Genomic DNA, 15,742 nt, shown 5'->3' on the forward strand with positions numbered 1-15,742 from the left:
GTCCGAAAACTCCGTCATCAGATTCTCGTTCGACTTGCATGTGTTAGGCACGCCGCCAGCGTTCGTCCTGAGCCAGGATCAAACTCTCAATAAAATGGTATCAAAACGACTTTTTCAAGCCGATTCAATCAATCATTCCATCAAGTATTTGCTCTAGCAATTACTCAAGAAATTTCGTTGGCTAAATCTTGTACTTTGAACAAAATTTATCCGCTGGTTTTTCTAAACCAGCAAACTCATTGTCCAAGGTGCTTCGTCATGTTTTCACGTTGTTTAATTTACAAGGTACACACGAAACTTTCGTTTCTGAACATTTTGCCCGATTTCATCCGCTTCGCTTTCGTTCGGCGTCCGTCGTGCGGAACTCTTATATCTTAGCAGATCGTTCAGCGTTTGTCAAGAACTTTTTTCAAAGTTTTTTGAAATCTTTTCTTGATTTTCGCTCGATTTGCTCGCACCCGTCAGGTGCCTAGATATAATAGCAAGCCATACGCAAAATGTCAACACCTTTTTTTATTTTTTTCAAGATTTTTTTAATTCGATGAAAAGCAGTGTAGATGCCGGCACGATTGCCAGAATCACCAGATTGCCAACAATCCATCCCCAGTTAGGTACCGACGGCACCAGCCACAGGAATGCTGTCGCCAGAGCGGCGCTGCCCCATACGGTCTTATGAGCCGGTGCATTGGGCGCCGCACAGGTCAATGCCTGTCTGGCCGCTGCCAGCAAAAAGGATAGCAAACAGCAAAAGCTGATGGACAGTAAGGCAGAGATCACCACCTCAAACCGTTCCATGACGCCCAGCACAGAGATGCTGCGGCTCATGAGCCAGAAGGCATTGGACGATGCCTGAGCCAGCGGCAGCCCCAACGCGCCCACGCAGACAAGGCTCACCGCTACACCCGCTCCGGCAATGAGCAGATACCACCGAAACCACGTTGTCTTCCGCCGGGTCAGCCCATCTCTTAAATAGAAAGCTGCCGCAGGAATCAGCAGTACTGTTAACGGGCCAAAACTCTCCGCCACCGTCCCGTCGGGCCGCAGGGACCGCAGTTCCACATCGGTAGTACCAAATGCCAGCACCAGAGAAATCATGGGCGCCACCGCCAGAAAGAGCGTCGCGCCAAAGCGACAGGTGGCTGCCGCCCCCTGGGATGATGTCACAGCGGCCAGAATCAGCAGCACCATGGGAATCAAGGGAAACGCGTTGTCCCTGGGGAAGGCTGTTACCGCCATGGACGCCGCTAAGGCTGAAACCAGCACCAGCCATAGCCAGGATACCAGGGCAAGCCACTTTCCCAACATGTTCCCCCATGCCGTCGTCAGCAGCTCCGCCGGTCCCAAGCCTTGGGGCAGGGCTGTGGGGCCCATGCTTCTATAAATATAGAAGAGGGGAATTGCTGCGGCGGCGGCTCCCAGGAGTACCCAGGGCCAACTGACAGCCGAACACACGGTCACCAATGGAGCGGCCAGGGATGCCGCCAACAGGGCGCACAGCTGCCGGGGTGAATAGCTATCCATCATTGATCAGTCGATACCTCCCGTCTGCTTCCGTCAACGGCGGCAGCGTCACAGTCCGCTCCTCCAGCCACGCCGCCTGTAGGTCCTGCAATGTTTTGTCGCCCTGGTGGGTGGCCAAATACGCCGCCGCACTGTCGGCTTCCACATTGCCTTGGCCCAGATAAACCCGGGCGGCGGGCCGCAAGGCCCGGTCGTTCAAAACTTGGTCCAGATGGGTCCAGGTGTCGCCGCACAATACAATATGGGCCACTGTATCGAAAAAGGCCACGCCGGGGGCCGTCTGGATCAGGTCTTCCACGGCCTCGGCCCAGCTCCGGCCCTGTCCCGCCAGATCATTGCCGCCGTCCAGATACAATAGTCCATCCCGCTCCGACAACACCAGCACCTCCACCGGCAACAGATCGGCCACATCCCGCGGCTTGACCGGCAGCCATCCCGCCATTGCTACCAGTGCCACAGCAACGGCCAGCAGTACCATCTTTTTCATGGTTTGCCCTCCTGTCCCGCATCCTCCGGTTTCTGATTACGAGTGACCAGACGTTTGCGCAGAATGGCCCCGCCGCCGCTGGCCGCCGAAAACGGCGCCAGATAGGCCGCTCCATAGGATTGCAGACCCGCCAGCCGGGCCACCAGCAGCAAAACCGCCGCCGTCAACCCAAACAGTCCCGCAATACTGGCTGCCACGGCCAGTACCAGCCGCCAAATACGGATGGCATCGGCAAAATCCCGCCCCGGCAACGCAAAACCGCAGATTCCTGCCACAGAAACGGCAATCAGTGCCGCCGGGGAGATCAGCTTGGCCTCCACCGCTGCCGAACCGACCACTAAGCCGCCGATGATGGACACAGTCTGGCCGATGGACTGGGGCAGCTGCAACCCCGCCTCCTGGAGAATCTCAAAGGCCAGCAGCAGAAACAGTACCTCTATAATAGTGGGGAACGGCACATTCTGTTTGCTTTCAATGACACTTCGCAGTAACGCCGTGGGCAGCATCTCCTGATGGAACGCCGCCATAGCCACATAGAGCCCCGGCAGCAGCAGCGTCACCAGTAAGGCTGCGTACCGCAGAATCCGCAGAGCCGACGCGCTGACAAAGTCGCGGCTCAGGTCCTCAGGGGAATCCATCAGCCGTCCCAGGTTCACGGGGGCCAAATAGGCCAGGGGCAGGCCGTCAATGAGAATGCCCACCCGGCCCGCCAGCAGAGCCGTTACGAAGCGGTCGGTACGCTCCGTGTACTGGAGCAGCGGGAAGGCCGTCTTGCGGTTGCCGGTGAGATATTCCTCGGCGGCAGCTGTGGTGGCCAGGGAATCCACATCAAGGCTTTTGAGCCGCTCCACCGTCTTGTCGATCAACTCCGGGTCCGTGACGCCGTCCACCCAGGCCACCGACACATTGGTGGCTGTCTGGGTCCCCACCACCAGCTGGGTGAAGCGCAGCTTCTCCGAGCGCATATGGCGGCGGATGAGGCCAGTGTTGATGCGCATATTTTCATTGAAAGCGTCCTTGGCGCCCTTGACGGTGTTTTCCACCTGGGGCGCGCTGGTACTGCGGTTGACGGAGGTTTTGGCTTCAAAGGCCAACGCGGTCCTTTCCCCGGGAAACAGCACCAGGGCAAAGCCGTTGAGCAGCTTTGAAAGGGCGTCAGCGCCATCGGTGACCCGAACGCAGACAGCGTTATAAACGGCGCCCCGCTCGGCCCGCTCCACCAACTGTCCCATGGTGGCCCCGGTCAGCGCCTGGGCCAGGGGCCGCAGAACGTATTCGGAGATGGTGCCGCCGGTGACCAGCCCATCGATGAAATACAGCCGCAGCCGCCAGCCGGCGGCCTCCACCTCCCGGGCCACAAAGTCCCCGGTCTCTCCAAAGGCCGCTTCAATGGCGGCGGCAGTCAGTTCCATTCGTTTCACCTCCTGGTAAGGATGCCCGGGCCGGTGCAAAAGTATACATTGCGCCGTCCCACCTTTCGCGGTATAATCACTGCGAGAGGAGGGGTTTCATGGCATTTCCCTTTTTTGCCCTGTTGTCCCGGATGCGCTACATTCAGCGCTGGGGCCTCATGCGCAATACCTTCCAGGAGAACATTCAGGAGCACAGTCACATGGTGGCGGTGCTTGCCCACGGTCTGGCCATGATCGACCGGGAATTGTGCGGCGGTGACGCCGATCCGGACCGATGCGCCACAGCGGCGCTGTTTCACGACGCGCCGGAGATTCTCACCGGCGATCTGCCCACACCCATCAAGTATGCCAATGACGATATCCGTACCGCCTATCGTCAGGTGGAAGAGGTCAGCGCCAGAAAGCTACTGTCCATGCTGCCGCCGGAAGTCCAGGCCGGATATGAACCGCTGCTGCTGGAGACGGACGACGCCGTGCGGCAAATTGTCAAAGCCGCCGATAAACTGTCGGCCTATATCAAATGCGTGGAAGAGCTGAAAGCCGGAAATCAGGAATTTGCCACAGCGGCGGCCCAGACCCGGGAAGCATTGGAACAGATGGACCTGCCCTGTCTGCGGTATTTTATGGAGCACTGCCTGCCGTCCTTTGCCGAAACCCTCGATCAACTACAAGGAGGAACTTGAACTATGCGCGCTATCGTCACCGTTGTCGGCCCCGACCGGGTCGGCATCATCGCTGAGGTCTGTACCCAGCTGGCACAGCTGAACATCAACATTATTGACATTTCCCAGACGGTTATGGAGGGATTCTTCACCATGATGATGGTCACCGACACCTCCAAGGCCAACAGCGATTTCGATACCATCGCCGATGTTCTGGCCCGCAAGGGTGAGTCCATGGGCCTGTCCCTCCGCATCCAGCGGGAGGACATTTTCCATGCCATGCACAAGGTCTAAGGAGGTCATCATGCTCAGTCACAACGATATTATGTCGACCATCGACATGATCGACCACCAGCATCTGGACATCCGCACCATTACGTTGGGCCTCAGTCTCCTGGACTGCGCCGACTCCAACGCTGAAAAATGCGCCCAGAAGATCTACGACAAGATCTGCCGCCACGCGGAACAGCTGGTCCCCACCGGCGAGACCATTGAGCGGGAGCTGGGCATCCCCATTGTCAACAAGCGCATTTCCGTCACCCCCATCGCCTTGGTAGGCGGGGCCAGTGAGACGGAGAACTTTGCGATTTTTGCCCAAGCCATGGACCGGGCAGCCCACACGGTGGGCGTCAACTTCATCGGCGGTTTTTCCGCCCTGGTTCAAAAGGGCATGACCAGCGGTGATCGCCGTCTGATCCAGTCCATCCCCGAGGCCCTGGCCACGACAGAGCTGGTCTGCTCCAGCGTCAACGTGGGCTCCACCAAGGCCGGCATCAATATGGAGGCCGTCCGCTGGATGGGCCAAATCATTAAAGACACGGCGGCCCGCACCGCCGACCAGGGCGGCATGGGCTGCGCCAAACTGGTGGTCTTCTGCAACGCCGTGGAGGACAACCCCTTTATGGCCGGCGCGTTCCACGGCGTGGGCGAGCCGGAATCGGTCATCAATGTGGGTGTTTCCGGTCCCGGCGTGGTGGCCCACGCCCTACAGGAGGCCAGAGGCTACACCCTGGACCAGGTGGCCGAGCTTATTAAGAAAACAGCCTTCCGCATCACCCGTATGGGTCAGCTGGTGGCCCAGGAGGCCAGCCGCCGGTTGAATGTACCGTTCGGCGTGGTGGATCTAAGTCTGGCCCCCACCCCGGCCATCGGCGACAGTGTGGCCCGGATTCTGGAGGCCATGGGTCTGAAGGTCTGTGGTACCCACGGCACCACGGCAGCCCTGGCCCTGCTCAACGACGCGGTGAAAAAGGGCGGCGTTATGGCGTCCAGCAGCGTTGGCGGCCTGTCCGGCGCGTTCATCCCCGTCAGCGAGGATGAGGGCATGATTGCCGCCGCTTCCTGCGGCACTCTGACCCTGGACAAGCTGGAAGCCATGACCTGTGTTTGCTCCGTGGGCCTCGACATGATCGCCGTCCCCGGCGATACTACTTCCGAGACTCTGTCGGCCATCATTGCCGACGAAGCAGCCATCGGCATGGTCAACACCAAGACCACCGCCGTCCGGCTCATTCCCGCTGTGGGCAGCAAGGTAGGCGACATGGTGGAGTTTGGCGGTTTGCTGGGCAGCGCCCCGGTCATGCCGGTGCATCCGGAATCCCCAGCGGAGTTCATCGCCAGAGGCGGTAAAATTCCCGCCCCCATGCAGAGCCTGAAAAACTAAAATATCGACGGTTTAGAAATTAGAGAAAACCCCTATTAAGACGGTTTTCTCTAATTTTTTCTAAAGGTGCAAGAGGTGGGACCAAGAATGGACTACAAAATTCGTTCCGCCACATCGGACGATCACGATTTGATATATAATCTTAAAGCGCAGTCTGTCCGTCTCTATATCGAGAAGATTTGGGGCTGGGATAAGCGTTATTAACAAAAAGATTTTAACAGCGACTTTTCTCAAATCGAGCAGTTTCAGGTCTTTGAGCTTGATGGACGATTCATCGGTTTTGTACAGTGCTATCTGAAGCACCCCTATTACAATGTGGTCGAGATTCATCTGCTCCCGGAATTCCAGAGCAGATGACTATGAGAAAGCCCCACTGCGCGCCTTTCCCAGTGACACCGCCATGCTGGTGCTGACGCTATCCACGCGGTGCTCGCTACTGTACACAACCAAAATACCCCATAAGTCCTATTTCTTTTCTTTGTTTACTTTGCAAAAGCACACCTAAGTAATTTTGCTCTTTTTTATTTTATATGCACAAATTTTTTCTCGACATGTGCCGTCGGCCATGCTATAATCAATAGCAGTCTGAACCACGGCCTGCCGCGTTTTTGCGGCAAGGGAAAGGAGACACGAAAATGAGCAAGCACAGAAGAAACCGGATTCTGTCGGCGGTGCTGAGCGCAGCCCTGGTGCTGTCCCTCTCCACCACCGCCCTGGCGGCGGAAACCGGCGAGGTCCATCTGACCATCATCGGCACTTCTGACACCCATGGCAACGTCTGGGGCTACTCCTATGAGGATATGAAGGAGAGCACCGGAGACGGTTTGGCCCGGGTTTCCACCTATGTCAATGGGGTGCGTGCAGAAAACCCCAACACCATTCTGGTGGATGCCGGCGACACCATTCAGGGTACCATCATGACGGACGATCTTTATGCCAAGGATACCGCCGATCACCCGGTGCCCGCAGCTCTCAACTACATGCAGTACGACGCCTGGGTGCTGGGCAACCATGAATTCAACTTCGGCGTGGACAACCTCAAGGCCATTCTGGCCCAGGCCGAGATGCCGGTTTTGGCCGCCAACGTCAAGAACGCTGACGGTTCCTACCTCACCGGCGCCGGTTACACCATCGTGGAGCGCGGCGGCGTCAATGTAGCCATCATCGGCGTTACGACGCCCAACATTCCCCGTTGGGACGGTACCAAGCAGGGCGTGGCCGATCTGACTTTTGAATCCATGGCCGACGCCGTGGCCGACTGCATCGAGGAAATTGGTTCCAGTGCCGACATCATCATGGTTTCGGCCCACGCCGGTCTGGACGCTGAATACTCCACCGACGGCGCCGACGCTGCCCAGACCATTCTGGACCAGTGCCCCGAAGTGGATGTATTGCAGCTGGGCCACACCCACACCACCTACATCAACAATGACGGCGCCATCCCCGTGGGCGAGACGAAGAACAATGCCGGCGAGGTGGTCCGCTACGATCTGACCCTCAACGGCAGCAAGGAGATCACTGCCGCCACCGTGGAAACCGTGTCCATGAAGGATGTGGCGCCGGATCAGGGTCTGCGGAATGTTCCCGCTATCCAAGCCGCCCAGACCAAGACCGTTTCCTTTATCCAGGACAACGTGCTGGGTCACGCTGCCGCCAACTTCCAGCCGGTCAATGAGATCAACGGCCTGCCCGAGGGCCGTTTGCAGGATACCGCCGTCATCGACCTCATTGGCACCGTCCAGTTGGAAAACTCCGGCGCCGATGTCACCGCTGTGGCCCTGTTCAAGGACACCAGCGATCTGAAACAAGGCGATCTCAACTATGGCAATCTGTTTGACATCTACAAATATCCCAACGTGCTCTACACGGTCAAGGTCACCGGCGCAGAGATGAAAGCCTACATGGAGTGGGCCGCCGCCTGCTGGAACCAGTGGCAGCCCGGCGACATGAACATCTCCTTCAATCCGGACAAGCCCGGCTATCTCCACGACCATTTTATCGGTCTCAACTACGAGGTCAATCTGTCCAAACCCGCCGGTCAGCGCATTGAAAATGTGACCTTCCAGGGCCAGCCCCTGTCCGATACCCAGGAACTGACCCTGTGCGTCAACGACTACCGTTACACGGGTCTGAAAAATGAGGGCATCATTTCCGGTGAAAAGCTGTGGGAGTCCTCCGCTTCGGTCCGCGACATGCTGCTGGTCTACTTGGGGCAGCACGACCCGCTGGAGCCCACCGTGGACAACAACTGGAAGATCACCGGTGTGGACCTGCAAAAGGACAATCCCCAGCGCGCCGCCTACATTGAGCAGATCAATTCCGGCAAGCTGGCCGTCCCCTATAACAAGAGCATCAATCTGAACGAGGCCAACAATGTGGTAGTCAACGGCCATCTGTTTTCCGCCGCCAGCGCTGTCAGCAGCGGCCTGGGCGATACCACCTTCTTCCGTCTGCGCGACCTGGCCGCCGCATTCCAGGGTACGAAAGCCGCTTTTAATGTCGACTGGAACGGCAGCGTTGTACTGACCCGCGGCGGTACCTATACAGGCTCGGCCCTGCCGGAGCGCTCGGAGGGCAGCGCCATTACCTACTCCACCCCCACCGTCCTGGTGGATGGTAAGCCCATGGAGATCACGGCCCTCTATATTGAAGGCAACTACTACATCTCCGCCGACACCGTCAATACGCTGTTGGGTACGCAGGCCACGGAGCAGAACGGCGTGCTTACCCTGACTGTGGATCTGGCCAGCGACGCTGGCAACGGCAACGCCGGTTAATCCGTTGTCATATACTGTTTACGCCTTCGGGGCGGGGTCGATTCCCCGCCCCGATTTTCCATACCGCAACCTCTATTCCGACAGCGCCGCAGACATACTGATGCGGTGTTGCCGAATGCAAAACCGGGCGCGCTGTCCATGGCAGCGTGCCCGGTTCTAAAATGCATATTCTATGTATTAGGTTGTCTCCGGTCTCTCACTGGGATTCCCGGCTCATTTCATTCAACTGTTCAAAATGGATACCCAGCTGTCGGGTGGCCTGGGCAATGTCCTGGGCCGCGGCGGAAATCTCCTCGCTGTTGGCGGTGAGATGATTGAGCCGCTCGTTTACCTTGTCGGTGACCCGGCACAAGACCCCCACATCGGCCGTCAGCTGTTCCAGGGTCTGACTGATTTCATCTTTGTTGTGGTTACTCTCCTGGGCGGTCTGCTTGCTGGCCTCGCTGAGGGACCGCACTTCGTTGGCCACGACAGAGAAACCCTTTCCGGCCTCTCCAGCCCGGGCCGCCTCCACGGAAGCGTTGAGGGACAACAGTTGGGTCCGCAGGGCCAGCTGTTCAATGCCGTTGTTGTTCTCTTCCAGGCGCTTCAACAGTGCGTCCACCTCGCCCAACACCTGGGTCAGCTTGGCACTGAATTCCACAATCTCCTGCATGTCTGTGGTGATGCTGATGCTCTCATTGGCATTGTTGGTGTTCTGCTCCGTCATAGCATGGATGGAGCCGCTGAGCAAAGCCAGCTGTCCGTCGGCGTCGGCTACCATCTCCCCGATTTTGCGGTTCTTGTCTACGACGGCCCTGGACATCTCCTCCACTTCATGCTTTTCCTGTTCCACCTGATGCTTGATATAGTGGATACATCCGTCGGGCTTACTGCATCCATTGTAAATGGCCGTGGCCATTTCCTCACAGGTGGAATAGCCGCAGGCGCCGCAGTTGATCTTCTGGCTGGCCGGGGTGGTTTTTTCCATCTGTGCGTAGATCTCCCGCAGCCGCGCCCCGTCCGGCCGACAGATCTGATTTTCCCGGGAACGGTCCGTATAACACCGTGTGAAATCCTCCGGCCGCAGTTTGGCAAACGCACGGTTCAGCTGCTTCCATCGGGACTTGCGACTTCTCCACGCACTCCAGGGTCCCCTGCCGTTGGCCTGTCCGGCGGCCCGGCGCTGTTGGACCGTATAGAGCATGTCGTCGTTCCCCCGCTTCGTTTCCTCCACCGCGGGACCGTCAATACAGCCGTGCTCACAGTTGAGCACATCCAGCAGCAGCGGCAGGGGTTTGCCTGCCTTGACCCGTTGGGCATATCGGCGCAGCGTCTCATAGACGGCCTTCTCGCCCTCACTCTGCTGCACAAACACCTGCTCTCCGCAGAACCACCGGATGTTCTCCTTCAGACCGCCCGGCATGGGGTACACCGCGCCCAAACCCGCGGGCCACTCCTCCTCCACCGGGTTACTCTGCACACGGTTCTGACGGAGATACTGGAGCAGGTGATCAAATGTCAGGTTATACTTCACATAACCATGGGTATTGGGATCATCGATCTCCATTTTTTTGCGATACATGGCCCGAGAAAAGCCAATTGATCGTGGATACCCATATAGTTTTTGGCATAGATGGCGGCGCACAGCAGCGGACTCTGCACCGGCATCAGTTTGGGCAGCAGCTCCGGCAAAAAGCTCTCAATATACCGGACCACCGCCGGGCAGGGCTGCGCAATGCCACCTTCCATGTGGGTTTTCTCAATGTAGTTCAAATAGGCCCAGGTTGTGATATCAGCGCCGAATCCAACGCTGAGCACGTGGTTAACGCCCATCTGCTTCAAGGCGCCCAGAATCCGCTTGTATTCGCCGGGGTAATTGGCTGCCAACGCCGGAGCGTACAGAAGCGAAATCTGCTGTCCTGCCCGCAGGTCCGCAACAAACTGGTCCAGATCGTCCTCAAATCCCCGGGCATGATGCTCACAGGCATCGAGACAGGAGCCGCAGGCAATACATTTAGAGGCATCCACCTGAATTCGCTGCTCATTCTCCCCCAGCTCCACCACATGATTCGCGGTCAGGACCGGACAAGCAGAGATACAGCGATTGCAGCCGATGCACCGATCCGTTGTATAAATCAGCTCTCGCATCTCTTCCATCTCCTTTCTTTCCCGATTTCTCTTTTCTGTCTTCTTTATAAACGTCATAAACGTCACCGCATAGGTTCCGTCACTGTTACTGTTTTATTATACACAGGCGTTTGTATTTTTTTCAATATACAGGAAAGAATTTACATAAAAAATTACCGTTCGTGGATGATATTTTTTCGGCATCGTTGCGGTGATGATCCATTATTTTTTTATTTTTCGTTGACAAGTTGGGGCTTTGGGGGTATGATACAAGTAATATGATATGGTAATTGCGATGAGCAGGAGGAGTACACGGTCTGACCCGTCCTCAGAGAGCGGCCGCTTTGGGTGCAAGGCCGCGGCGGAGGAACGTGGAAAATCACCTGGGAGCATGCCGCCCGAACCTCAGTAAGGCGCGCCGGTTGACGGCCGATATCCCGTTGTCCCCATGGTTGTGGGGCGTGAGCGGTCGGGGTTTCCCCCGGCAACGAGAGTGGTACCGCAGAGGTTCTTGCCTTTGTCTCTTAATTGTTTAAGAGGCGAGGGTTTTTTTATTGCCCAGATTGCCAAATTTCAGATAAGGAGCATCACAATGGACTACAACAAGACCATTAACCTGCCGAAGACCGACTTCCCCATGCGGGCCGGTCTTCCCGCCCGCGAGCCGGAAATGCTGGAGCGCTGGAAGAAGATCGACGTCTACAACGAGCTTTTGAAGAAGAACGAGGGCAAGCCCCGGTTCTCCCTCCACGACGGCCCTCCCTTCTCCAACGGCGGCCTGCACATGGGCCACGCCCTGAACAAGTCCATCAAGGACTTCATTACCCGCTCCTACGCCATGCGGGGCTACTACACCCCCTATATTCCCGGCTGGGACAACCACGGTATGCCCATTGAGTCCGCCATCATCAAGGAGCAGAAGCTCAATCGCAAGCAGATGAGCGTGGCCGAATTCCGTACCGCCTGCCATAACTACGCCCAGAAGTATATCGACATTCAGATGGCCGGTTTCCAGCGTATGGGCGTCATCGGCGACTGGGAGCATCCCTACAAGACCATGGACCCCGGCTTTGAAGCCGAGGAAGTGAAGATCTTCGGCGCCATGTATAAGAAGGGCTATATCTACAAGGGCCTGAAGCCCGTGTACTGGTGCCCCAAGGACGAGACGGCTCTGGCTGAGGCCGAGATCGAGTACCAGGACGACCCCTGTACCACCGTCTATGTCAAGTTCCCCCTGCACGACGACCAGGGCAAGCTGGGTAGCTTTGACCACAGCAAACTGTTCTTCGTCATCTGGACCACCACCATCTGGACCCTGCCCGGCAACCTGGCCATTGCCCTGCACCCCGATGAAAGCTACGCGCTGGTCAAGAACCCCAACGGCGAGGTCTACGTCATGGCCGAGGCCCTGACCGAAAAGGTCATGGGCATTGCCGGTATCGAGGGCTGGGAGATCGTGGAGACCCATCCCGGTTCCTTCTTCGAGAATATGCTGGCCGACCATCCCTTCCTGCCCAAGACCTCCCGTCTGGTGCTGGCCGACTACGTCACCATGGATTCCGGTACGGGCTGCGTCCACACGGCTCCCGGCTTCGGCGCCGACGACTACCAGACGTGCCTGCGCTACGGCATGGACATGGTGGTGCCTGTGGACGACCAGGGCCGCCACACCGACTATGCCGGCAAGTATGCCGGTATGAAGACCGAGGAATCCAACCCCGTCATTCTCGAGGACATGAAGAAGGACGGCAAGCTGCTGGCCGCCGAGGAGATTGTCCACTCCTACCCCCACTGCTGGCGCTGCAAAGGCCCCATCATCTTCCGTGCCACACCGCAGTGGTTCTGCTCCGTGGACGCTTTCAAGGATGCCGCTGTTGCTGCCACCGACAACGTCCGCTGGATTCCCGGCTGGGGCAAGGACCGCATGATCTCCATGATCCGTGAGCGCAGCGACTGGTGCATCAGCCGTCAGCGCCGCTGGGGCCTGCCCATCCCCGTGTTCTACTGTGCCGACTGCGGCAAGCCTGTCTGCGACGATACCACCATCGAGGCCGTCTCCAAGCTGTTTGCCGAGAAGGGCTCCAACGCCTGGTATGAGATGGAGGCTGCCGACATTCTGCCCCAGGGCTACACCTGCCCCCACTGCGGCAAGTCCAATGGCTTCACCAAGGAGGAAGACACCCTGGACGGCTGGTTCGACTCCGGTTCCACCCACTTTGCTTCCATGAAGAAGGACCAGGGCTTCTGGCCCGCCGACATGTACTTGGAGGGCCTCGACCAGTACCGCGGCTGGTTCCAGTCCTCCCTGCTGACAGCAGTCGGCGCTCTGGGCCAGGGCGCGCCCTTCAAGGAGTGCGTCACCCACGGCTGGACCGTGGACGGCGAGGGCAAGGCCATGCACAAGTCTCTGGGCAACGGCGTGGACCCCGCCGATATCTTTAAAAAGTACGGCGCCGATTTGCTCCGCCTGTGGGCCGCTTCCGCCGACTACCATGTGGATGTCCGCTGCTCCGACAATATCTTCAAGCAGCTTTCTCAGAACTACCTGAAGTTCCGCAACACCGCCCGGTACTGCCTGGGCAACCTGGACGGCTTTGACCCCAACAATCTGGTCAAGCCCGAGGACATGCTGGAGCTGGACCGCTGGGCCATCACCAAGCTGAACGCTTTGATCGAGAAGTGCGAGGCCGCCTACAAGGAGTACGAGTTCCTGACCATTACCCATGCCATCAACGATTTCTGCGTCGTTGATCTGTCTAACTTCTATCTGGATATCATCAAGGACCGCCTGTACTGTGATGAGAAGGACGGCGTCAGCCGCCGCAGCGCCCAGACGGCTCTGTACCTGATTCTCGACACCATGACCAAGATCTTCGCCCCCATCCTCTGCTTCACCTGCGACGAAATCTGGCTGGCCATGCAGCACCGCACCGGCGACGACGAGCGCAATGTGGTGTTCAATGAGATGAACAAGCCCTTCACCGAGTACGGTCTGTCCGATGCTGCCATGCTGCGCTGGAGCGTTCTGAGCCAGCTGCGCACCGGCGTCAATGCCGCACTGGAGTCTGCCCGTGCCGAGAAGAAGATCGGTAAGTCTCTCGAAGCCTGCGTGACGTTGGTCACCGACAAGCCCATTGTGGAGAGCAACCTGGCTGAGACTCAGAACCGTTTTGGCAGCCAGTGGGCCGACCTGTTCCTGGTGTCCACTGTGGAAGTCACCGACAACGCCGAAGCTTATGCCCAGGCTGCCGAGACGCCCATTGAGGGTGTCCGTGTCCTGGTCCGCGAGGCCGAAGGCGTCAAGTGCCCCCGCTGCTGGAAGCACACCCATTCCACCCACGCCGACGGCCTGTGCCCCCGCTGCGCCGCCGTGGTGGAGACGCTGTAATCGTTTCAACCCCGCATTTTTGCCCGGTGCCATTGGCACCGGGCATTTTATTGAGGAGATTATACATGACCGCCATCTTTTTCGACCTGGATGACACCATCTATTTGCGCTCGGACCCCTTCGACCGCACTTGTGCCGTGCTGCTGCCCCATCTGACAGAGGAGCAGCGGCGACAGGCCTTCCGTACCTGCCGAGACCGGGGCGACGAAGTCTTCCCCGCCGCCCAGCGGGGCGAAATCACCGAGGAGACTATGTACCGCTATCGTTACCGCCAAGGTTTTGCCGATATCGGCATACGCATTGACGATGATTTTGCATGGTCCTTTTATAAGGAATATGTAGTGCAGCAGCGTGCCATTACCCCCTCTCCTACCATGCAGGCAATTTTGGCCCTGGCCAAAGAGAAATTTCACCGGGTAGGCATCTTAACCAACGGGGAATCCATCCGTCAGCGGGAAAAAGTGCGTCAGCTGGGCGTCTTACAGTGGGCCAATGAGGACCTGGTCTTTGTGTCCGGTGATGCCGGACGGCCCAAACCGGACCCCTATTTGTTTGAATTAGCAATGACGGCCACGGGCCTGCGTCCAGAGCAGCTGTGGATGGTGGGCGATTCCTATGGAGCCGACATCTGCGGCGCTGCCGCCTGCGGCTGGCACACGGTGTGGCTCAACCGGGAAGGCGCAGCGGTACCTGCCTGCGGCGTTGCTCCCGACGTCATGGCGGAGAGCGAACCGGCGCTGCTGTCGTGGTTGGAACAGTCCTCTTTCCTTTTTGTATAGGAATAATTTTCATCATGCCCTTAAATTTTTGTCAAATGCTGTCGATATATAGGTATCACAGTCAGCAAAACCATGACATTATTTAGGAGATTTTATCTCTTTACTTACAGAAAGGGCTTGTCTATGAAGCGCAGAAATTGTACAATTGAGCAGTGGCAAGTTTTGGTCTTTTATTATATTTTGAATTAGATTACAGGATAATCGCGCCCTTTTCCGTAAGAAGAAAAGGGTATTTTTATACATTTTATATCATTTATATAAATTTTATAAAGAGGTGTAAATTCAGCAGTAACGCAATGGAATATGATTCATCCCATATTAACATAAAGGAGAGATACAGTTGAAAAACTTAAAATTGAAATGGAAGTTGCTGGTTTCTTACGGAGTGATCTTCTTATTTTTGCTGATTTTAGGCATCACATCCCTTTCTGTCATCAATATGATCTCAAAGAAAAGCGTAGAATATGCCGAAGAGATTGTACCTGTGGTAGAGGAAATTGGGTTGGCCAGAAGAAACATGATCTCTGTCCGGCGCTATCTGCTCAACGCCATGATTGCAAACAACGCTGAAGACTATCAGAGAATACAGGACGCCATGAATACCGACCGGGAGGCGCATATGCTTCTCTGGATACGATTGAGACAACCAACTCGGACTACGCCGCTTCCATCGATGCCATCCGGGAAAAACTACAGGGTGTATCGCAATACAATGCACAAATCATGGAGCTGACCCAGGACTTTGGAAATACAGAAGCCAACGAGCAAGCCTATGATATTTACTTGAATACCTATGCTCCCGCCTTTGACACAGCGGCAGATATGATTATTTCCTATGAATGAGCAAAACTGAAAAAGTGCACAAAAAGAAGACATCACCCCGTTGAATGATGTAGAATGTTTTTGATGAGAAACAAACTCCAAACAAAGGGGGATGCCTTATG

Annotated in this window: 11 protein-coding genes, 1 rRNA gene, 1 pseudogene and 1 other annotated feature; of the genes and pseudogenes, 7 read left to right on the forward strand and 6 right to left on the reverse strand. The window is 56.9% G+C overall.

Translation table 11 applies throughout. The features are described 5' to 3' along the window. The 4 genes from ACTQ33_RS16330 to ACTQ33_RS16345 all read right to left on the reverse strand — a co-directional run. Positions 1-94 (reverse strand): 16S ribosomal RNA (locus ACTQ33_RS16330); the annotation flags it as partial. A 428-nt stretch (positions 95-522) separates the two neighbouring features. Further along, positions 523-1,524, reverse strand: coding sequence for a hypothetical protein (locus tag ACTQ33_RS16335; RefSeq protein ID WP_441465565.1), 1,002 nt, complete (start codon positions 1,522-1,524; stop codon positions 523-525). Then, complete coding sequence (locus tag ACTQ33_RS16340) at positions 1,514-2,008, reverse strand: hypothetical protein (protein WP_441465566.1); 495 nt, start codon at positions 2,006-2,008, stop codon at positions 1,514-1,516. Before ACTQ33_RS16340 ends, ACTQ33_RS16335 begins: the two co-directional genes overlap by 11 nt. Beyond that, entirely contained in the window at positions 2,005-3,420 is a 1,416-nt protein-coding gene (locus tag ACTQ33_RS16345; RefSeq protein WP_441465567.1) for a spore germination protein, read from the reverse strand. The genes ACTQ33_RS16340 and ACTQ33_RS16345 overlap by 4 nt, the downstream gene beginning before the upstream one ends. Positions 3,421-3,518: 98 nt before the next feature. Here ACTQ33_RS16345 and yfbR point away from each other — a divergent pair, with 98 nt between their 5' ends. The 4 genes from yfbR (at position 3,519) to ACTQ33_RS16365 (ending at position 8,522) form a co-directional block, all read left to right on the forward strand. Continuing rightward, positions 3,519-4,103, forward strand: coding sequence for a 5'-deoxynucleotidase (gene yfbR, locus ACTQ33_RS16350; RefSeq protein ID WP_441465568.1), 585 nt, complete (start codon positions 3,519-3,521; stop codon positions 4,101-4,103). Between the two features lie 3 nt (positions 4,104-4,106). Next, the gene (locus tag ACTQ33_RS16355) at positions 4,107-4,376 is read left to right on the forward strand and encodes an ACT domain-containing protein (protein ID WP_441465569.1); all 270 of its coding nucleotides are present in this window, start codon (positions 4,107-4,109) and stop codon (positions 4,374-4,376) included. 10 nt (positions 4,377-4,386) lie between these two features. Next, positions 4,387-5,745 (forward strand): PFL family protein, encoded by a 1,359-nt coding sequence (locus ACTQ33_RS16360; protein ID WP_441465570.1) that lies wholly within the window; start codon positions 4,387-4,389, stop codon positions 5,743-5,745. A gap of 635 nt (positions 5,746-6,380) precedes the next feature. Beyond that, positions 6,381-8,522 (forward strand): bifunctional metallophosphatase/5'-nucleotidase, encoded by a 2,142-nt coding sequence (locus ACTQ33_RS16365; protein ID WP_441465571.1) that lies wholly within the window; start codon positions 6,381-6,383, stop codon positions 8,520-8,522. Between the two features lie 196 nt (positions 8,523-8,718). On the opposite strand, the gene ACTQ33_RS16370 is transcribed toward ACTQ33_RS16365, so the two are convergent. Both ACTQ33_RS16370 and ACTQ33_RS16375 read right to left on the reverse strand, forming a co-directional pair. Then, the gene (locus ACTQ33_RS16370) at positions 8,719-9,285 is read right to left on the reverse strand and encodes a methyl-accepting chemotaxis protein (protein ID WP_441465575.1); all 567 of its coding nucleotides are present in this window, start codon (positions 9,283-9,285) and stop codon (positions 8,719-8,721) included. A 23-nt stretch (positions 9,286-9,308) separates the two neighbouring features. Further along, positions 9,309-10,709, reverse strand: a pseudogene (locus ACTQ33_RS16375) ([Fe-Fe] hydrogenase large subunit C-terminal domain-containing protein). A gap of 208 nt (positions 10,710-10,917) precedes the next feature. Continuing rightward, positions 10,918-11,159 (forward strand) — a binding site (T-box leader). 64 nt (positions 11,160-11,223) lie between these two features. Between ACTQ33_RS16375 and ileS the strand changes: the two are divergent. The 3 genes from ileS (at position 11,224) to ACTQ33_RS16390 (ending at position 15,531) form a co-directional block, all read left to right on the forward strand. Then, the gene (gene ileS / locus ACTQ33_RS16380; protein ID WP_441465572.1) at positions 11,224-14,019 is read left to right on the forward strand and encodes an isoleucine--tRNA ligase; all 2,796 of its coding nucleotides are present in this window, start codon (positions 11,224-11,226) and stop codon (positions 14,017-14,019) included. A gap of 65 nt (positions 14,020-14,084) precedes the next feature. Beyond that, the gene (locus ACTQ33_RS16385; protein WP_441465573.1) at positions 14,085-14,798 is read left to right on the forward strand and encodes an HAD family hydrolase; all 714 of its coding nucleotides are present in this window, start codon (positions 14,085-14,087) and stop codon (positions 14,796-14,798) included. 340 nt (positions 14,799-15,138) lie between these two features. Continuing rightward, the gene (locus ACTQ33_RS16390; RefSeq protein WP_441465574.1) at positions 15,139-15,531 is read left to right on the forward strand and encodes an MCP four helix bundle domain-containing protein; all 393 of its coding nucleotides are present in this window, start codon (positions 15,139-15,141) and stop codon (positions 15,529-15,531) included. Positions 15,532-15,742 lie beyond the last annotated feature (211 nt).

This window comes from Candidatus Avoscillospira sp. LCP25S3_F1 (assembly GCF_052117125.1).
In the GTDB taxonomy this organism is placed as follows: Bacteria; Bacillota; Clostridia; order Oscillospirales; family Oscillospiraceae; genus Avoscillospira_A.

Excerpts from the sequence above, each read along its gene's own strand:
- yfbR (WP_441465568.1), top strand. The coding sequence starts at position 3,519 with ATGGCATTTCCCTTTTTTGCCCTGTTGTCCCGGATGCGCTACATTCAG.
- ACTQ33_RS16385 (WP_441465573.1), top strand. The coding sequence starts at position 14,085 with ATGACCGCCATCTTTTTCGACCTGGATGACACCATCTATTTGCGCTCG.
- ACTQ33_RS16360 (WP_441465570.1), top strand. The coding sequence starts at position 4,387 with ATGCTCAGTCACAACGATATTATGTCGACCATCGACATGATCGACCAC.
- ACTQ33_RS16365 (WP_441465571.1), top strand. The coding sequence starts at position 6,381 with ATGAGCAAGCACAGAAGAAACCGGATTCTGTCGGCGGTGCTGAGCGCA.
- ACTQ33_RS16335 (WP_441465565.1), bottom strand. The coding sequence starts at position 1,524 with ATGATGGATAGCTATTCACCCCGGCAGCTGTGCGCCCTGTTGGCGGCA.
- ACTQ33_RS16355 (WP_441465569.1), top strand. The coding sequence starts at position 4,107 with ATGCGCGCTATCGTCACCGTTGTCGGCCCCGACCGGGTCGGCATCATC.
- ACTQ33_RS16345 (WP_441465567.1), bottom strand. The coding sequence starts at position 3,420 with ATGGAACTGACTGCCGCCGCCATTGAAGCGGCCTTTGGAGAGACCGGG.
- ACTQ33_RS16370 (WP_441465575.1), bottom strand. The coding sequence starts at position 9,285 with ATGGTAGCCGACGCCGACGGACAGCTGGCTTTGCTCAGCGGCTCCATC.
- ileS (WP_441465572.1), top strand. The coding sequence starts at position 11,224 with ATGGACTACAACAAGACCATTAACCTGCCGAAGACCGACTTCCCCATG.
- ACTQ33_RS16340 (WP_441465566.1), bottom strand. The coding sequence starts at position 2,008 with ATGAAAAAGATGGTACTGCTGGCCGTTGCTGTGGCACTGGTAGCAATG.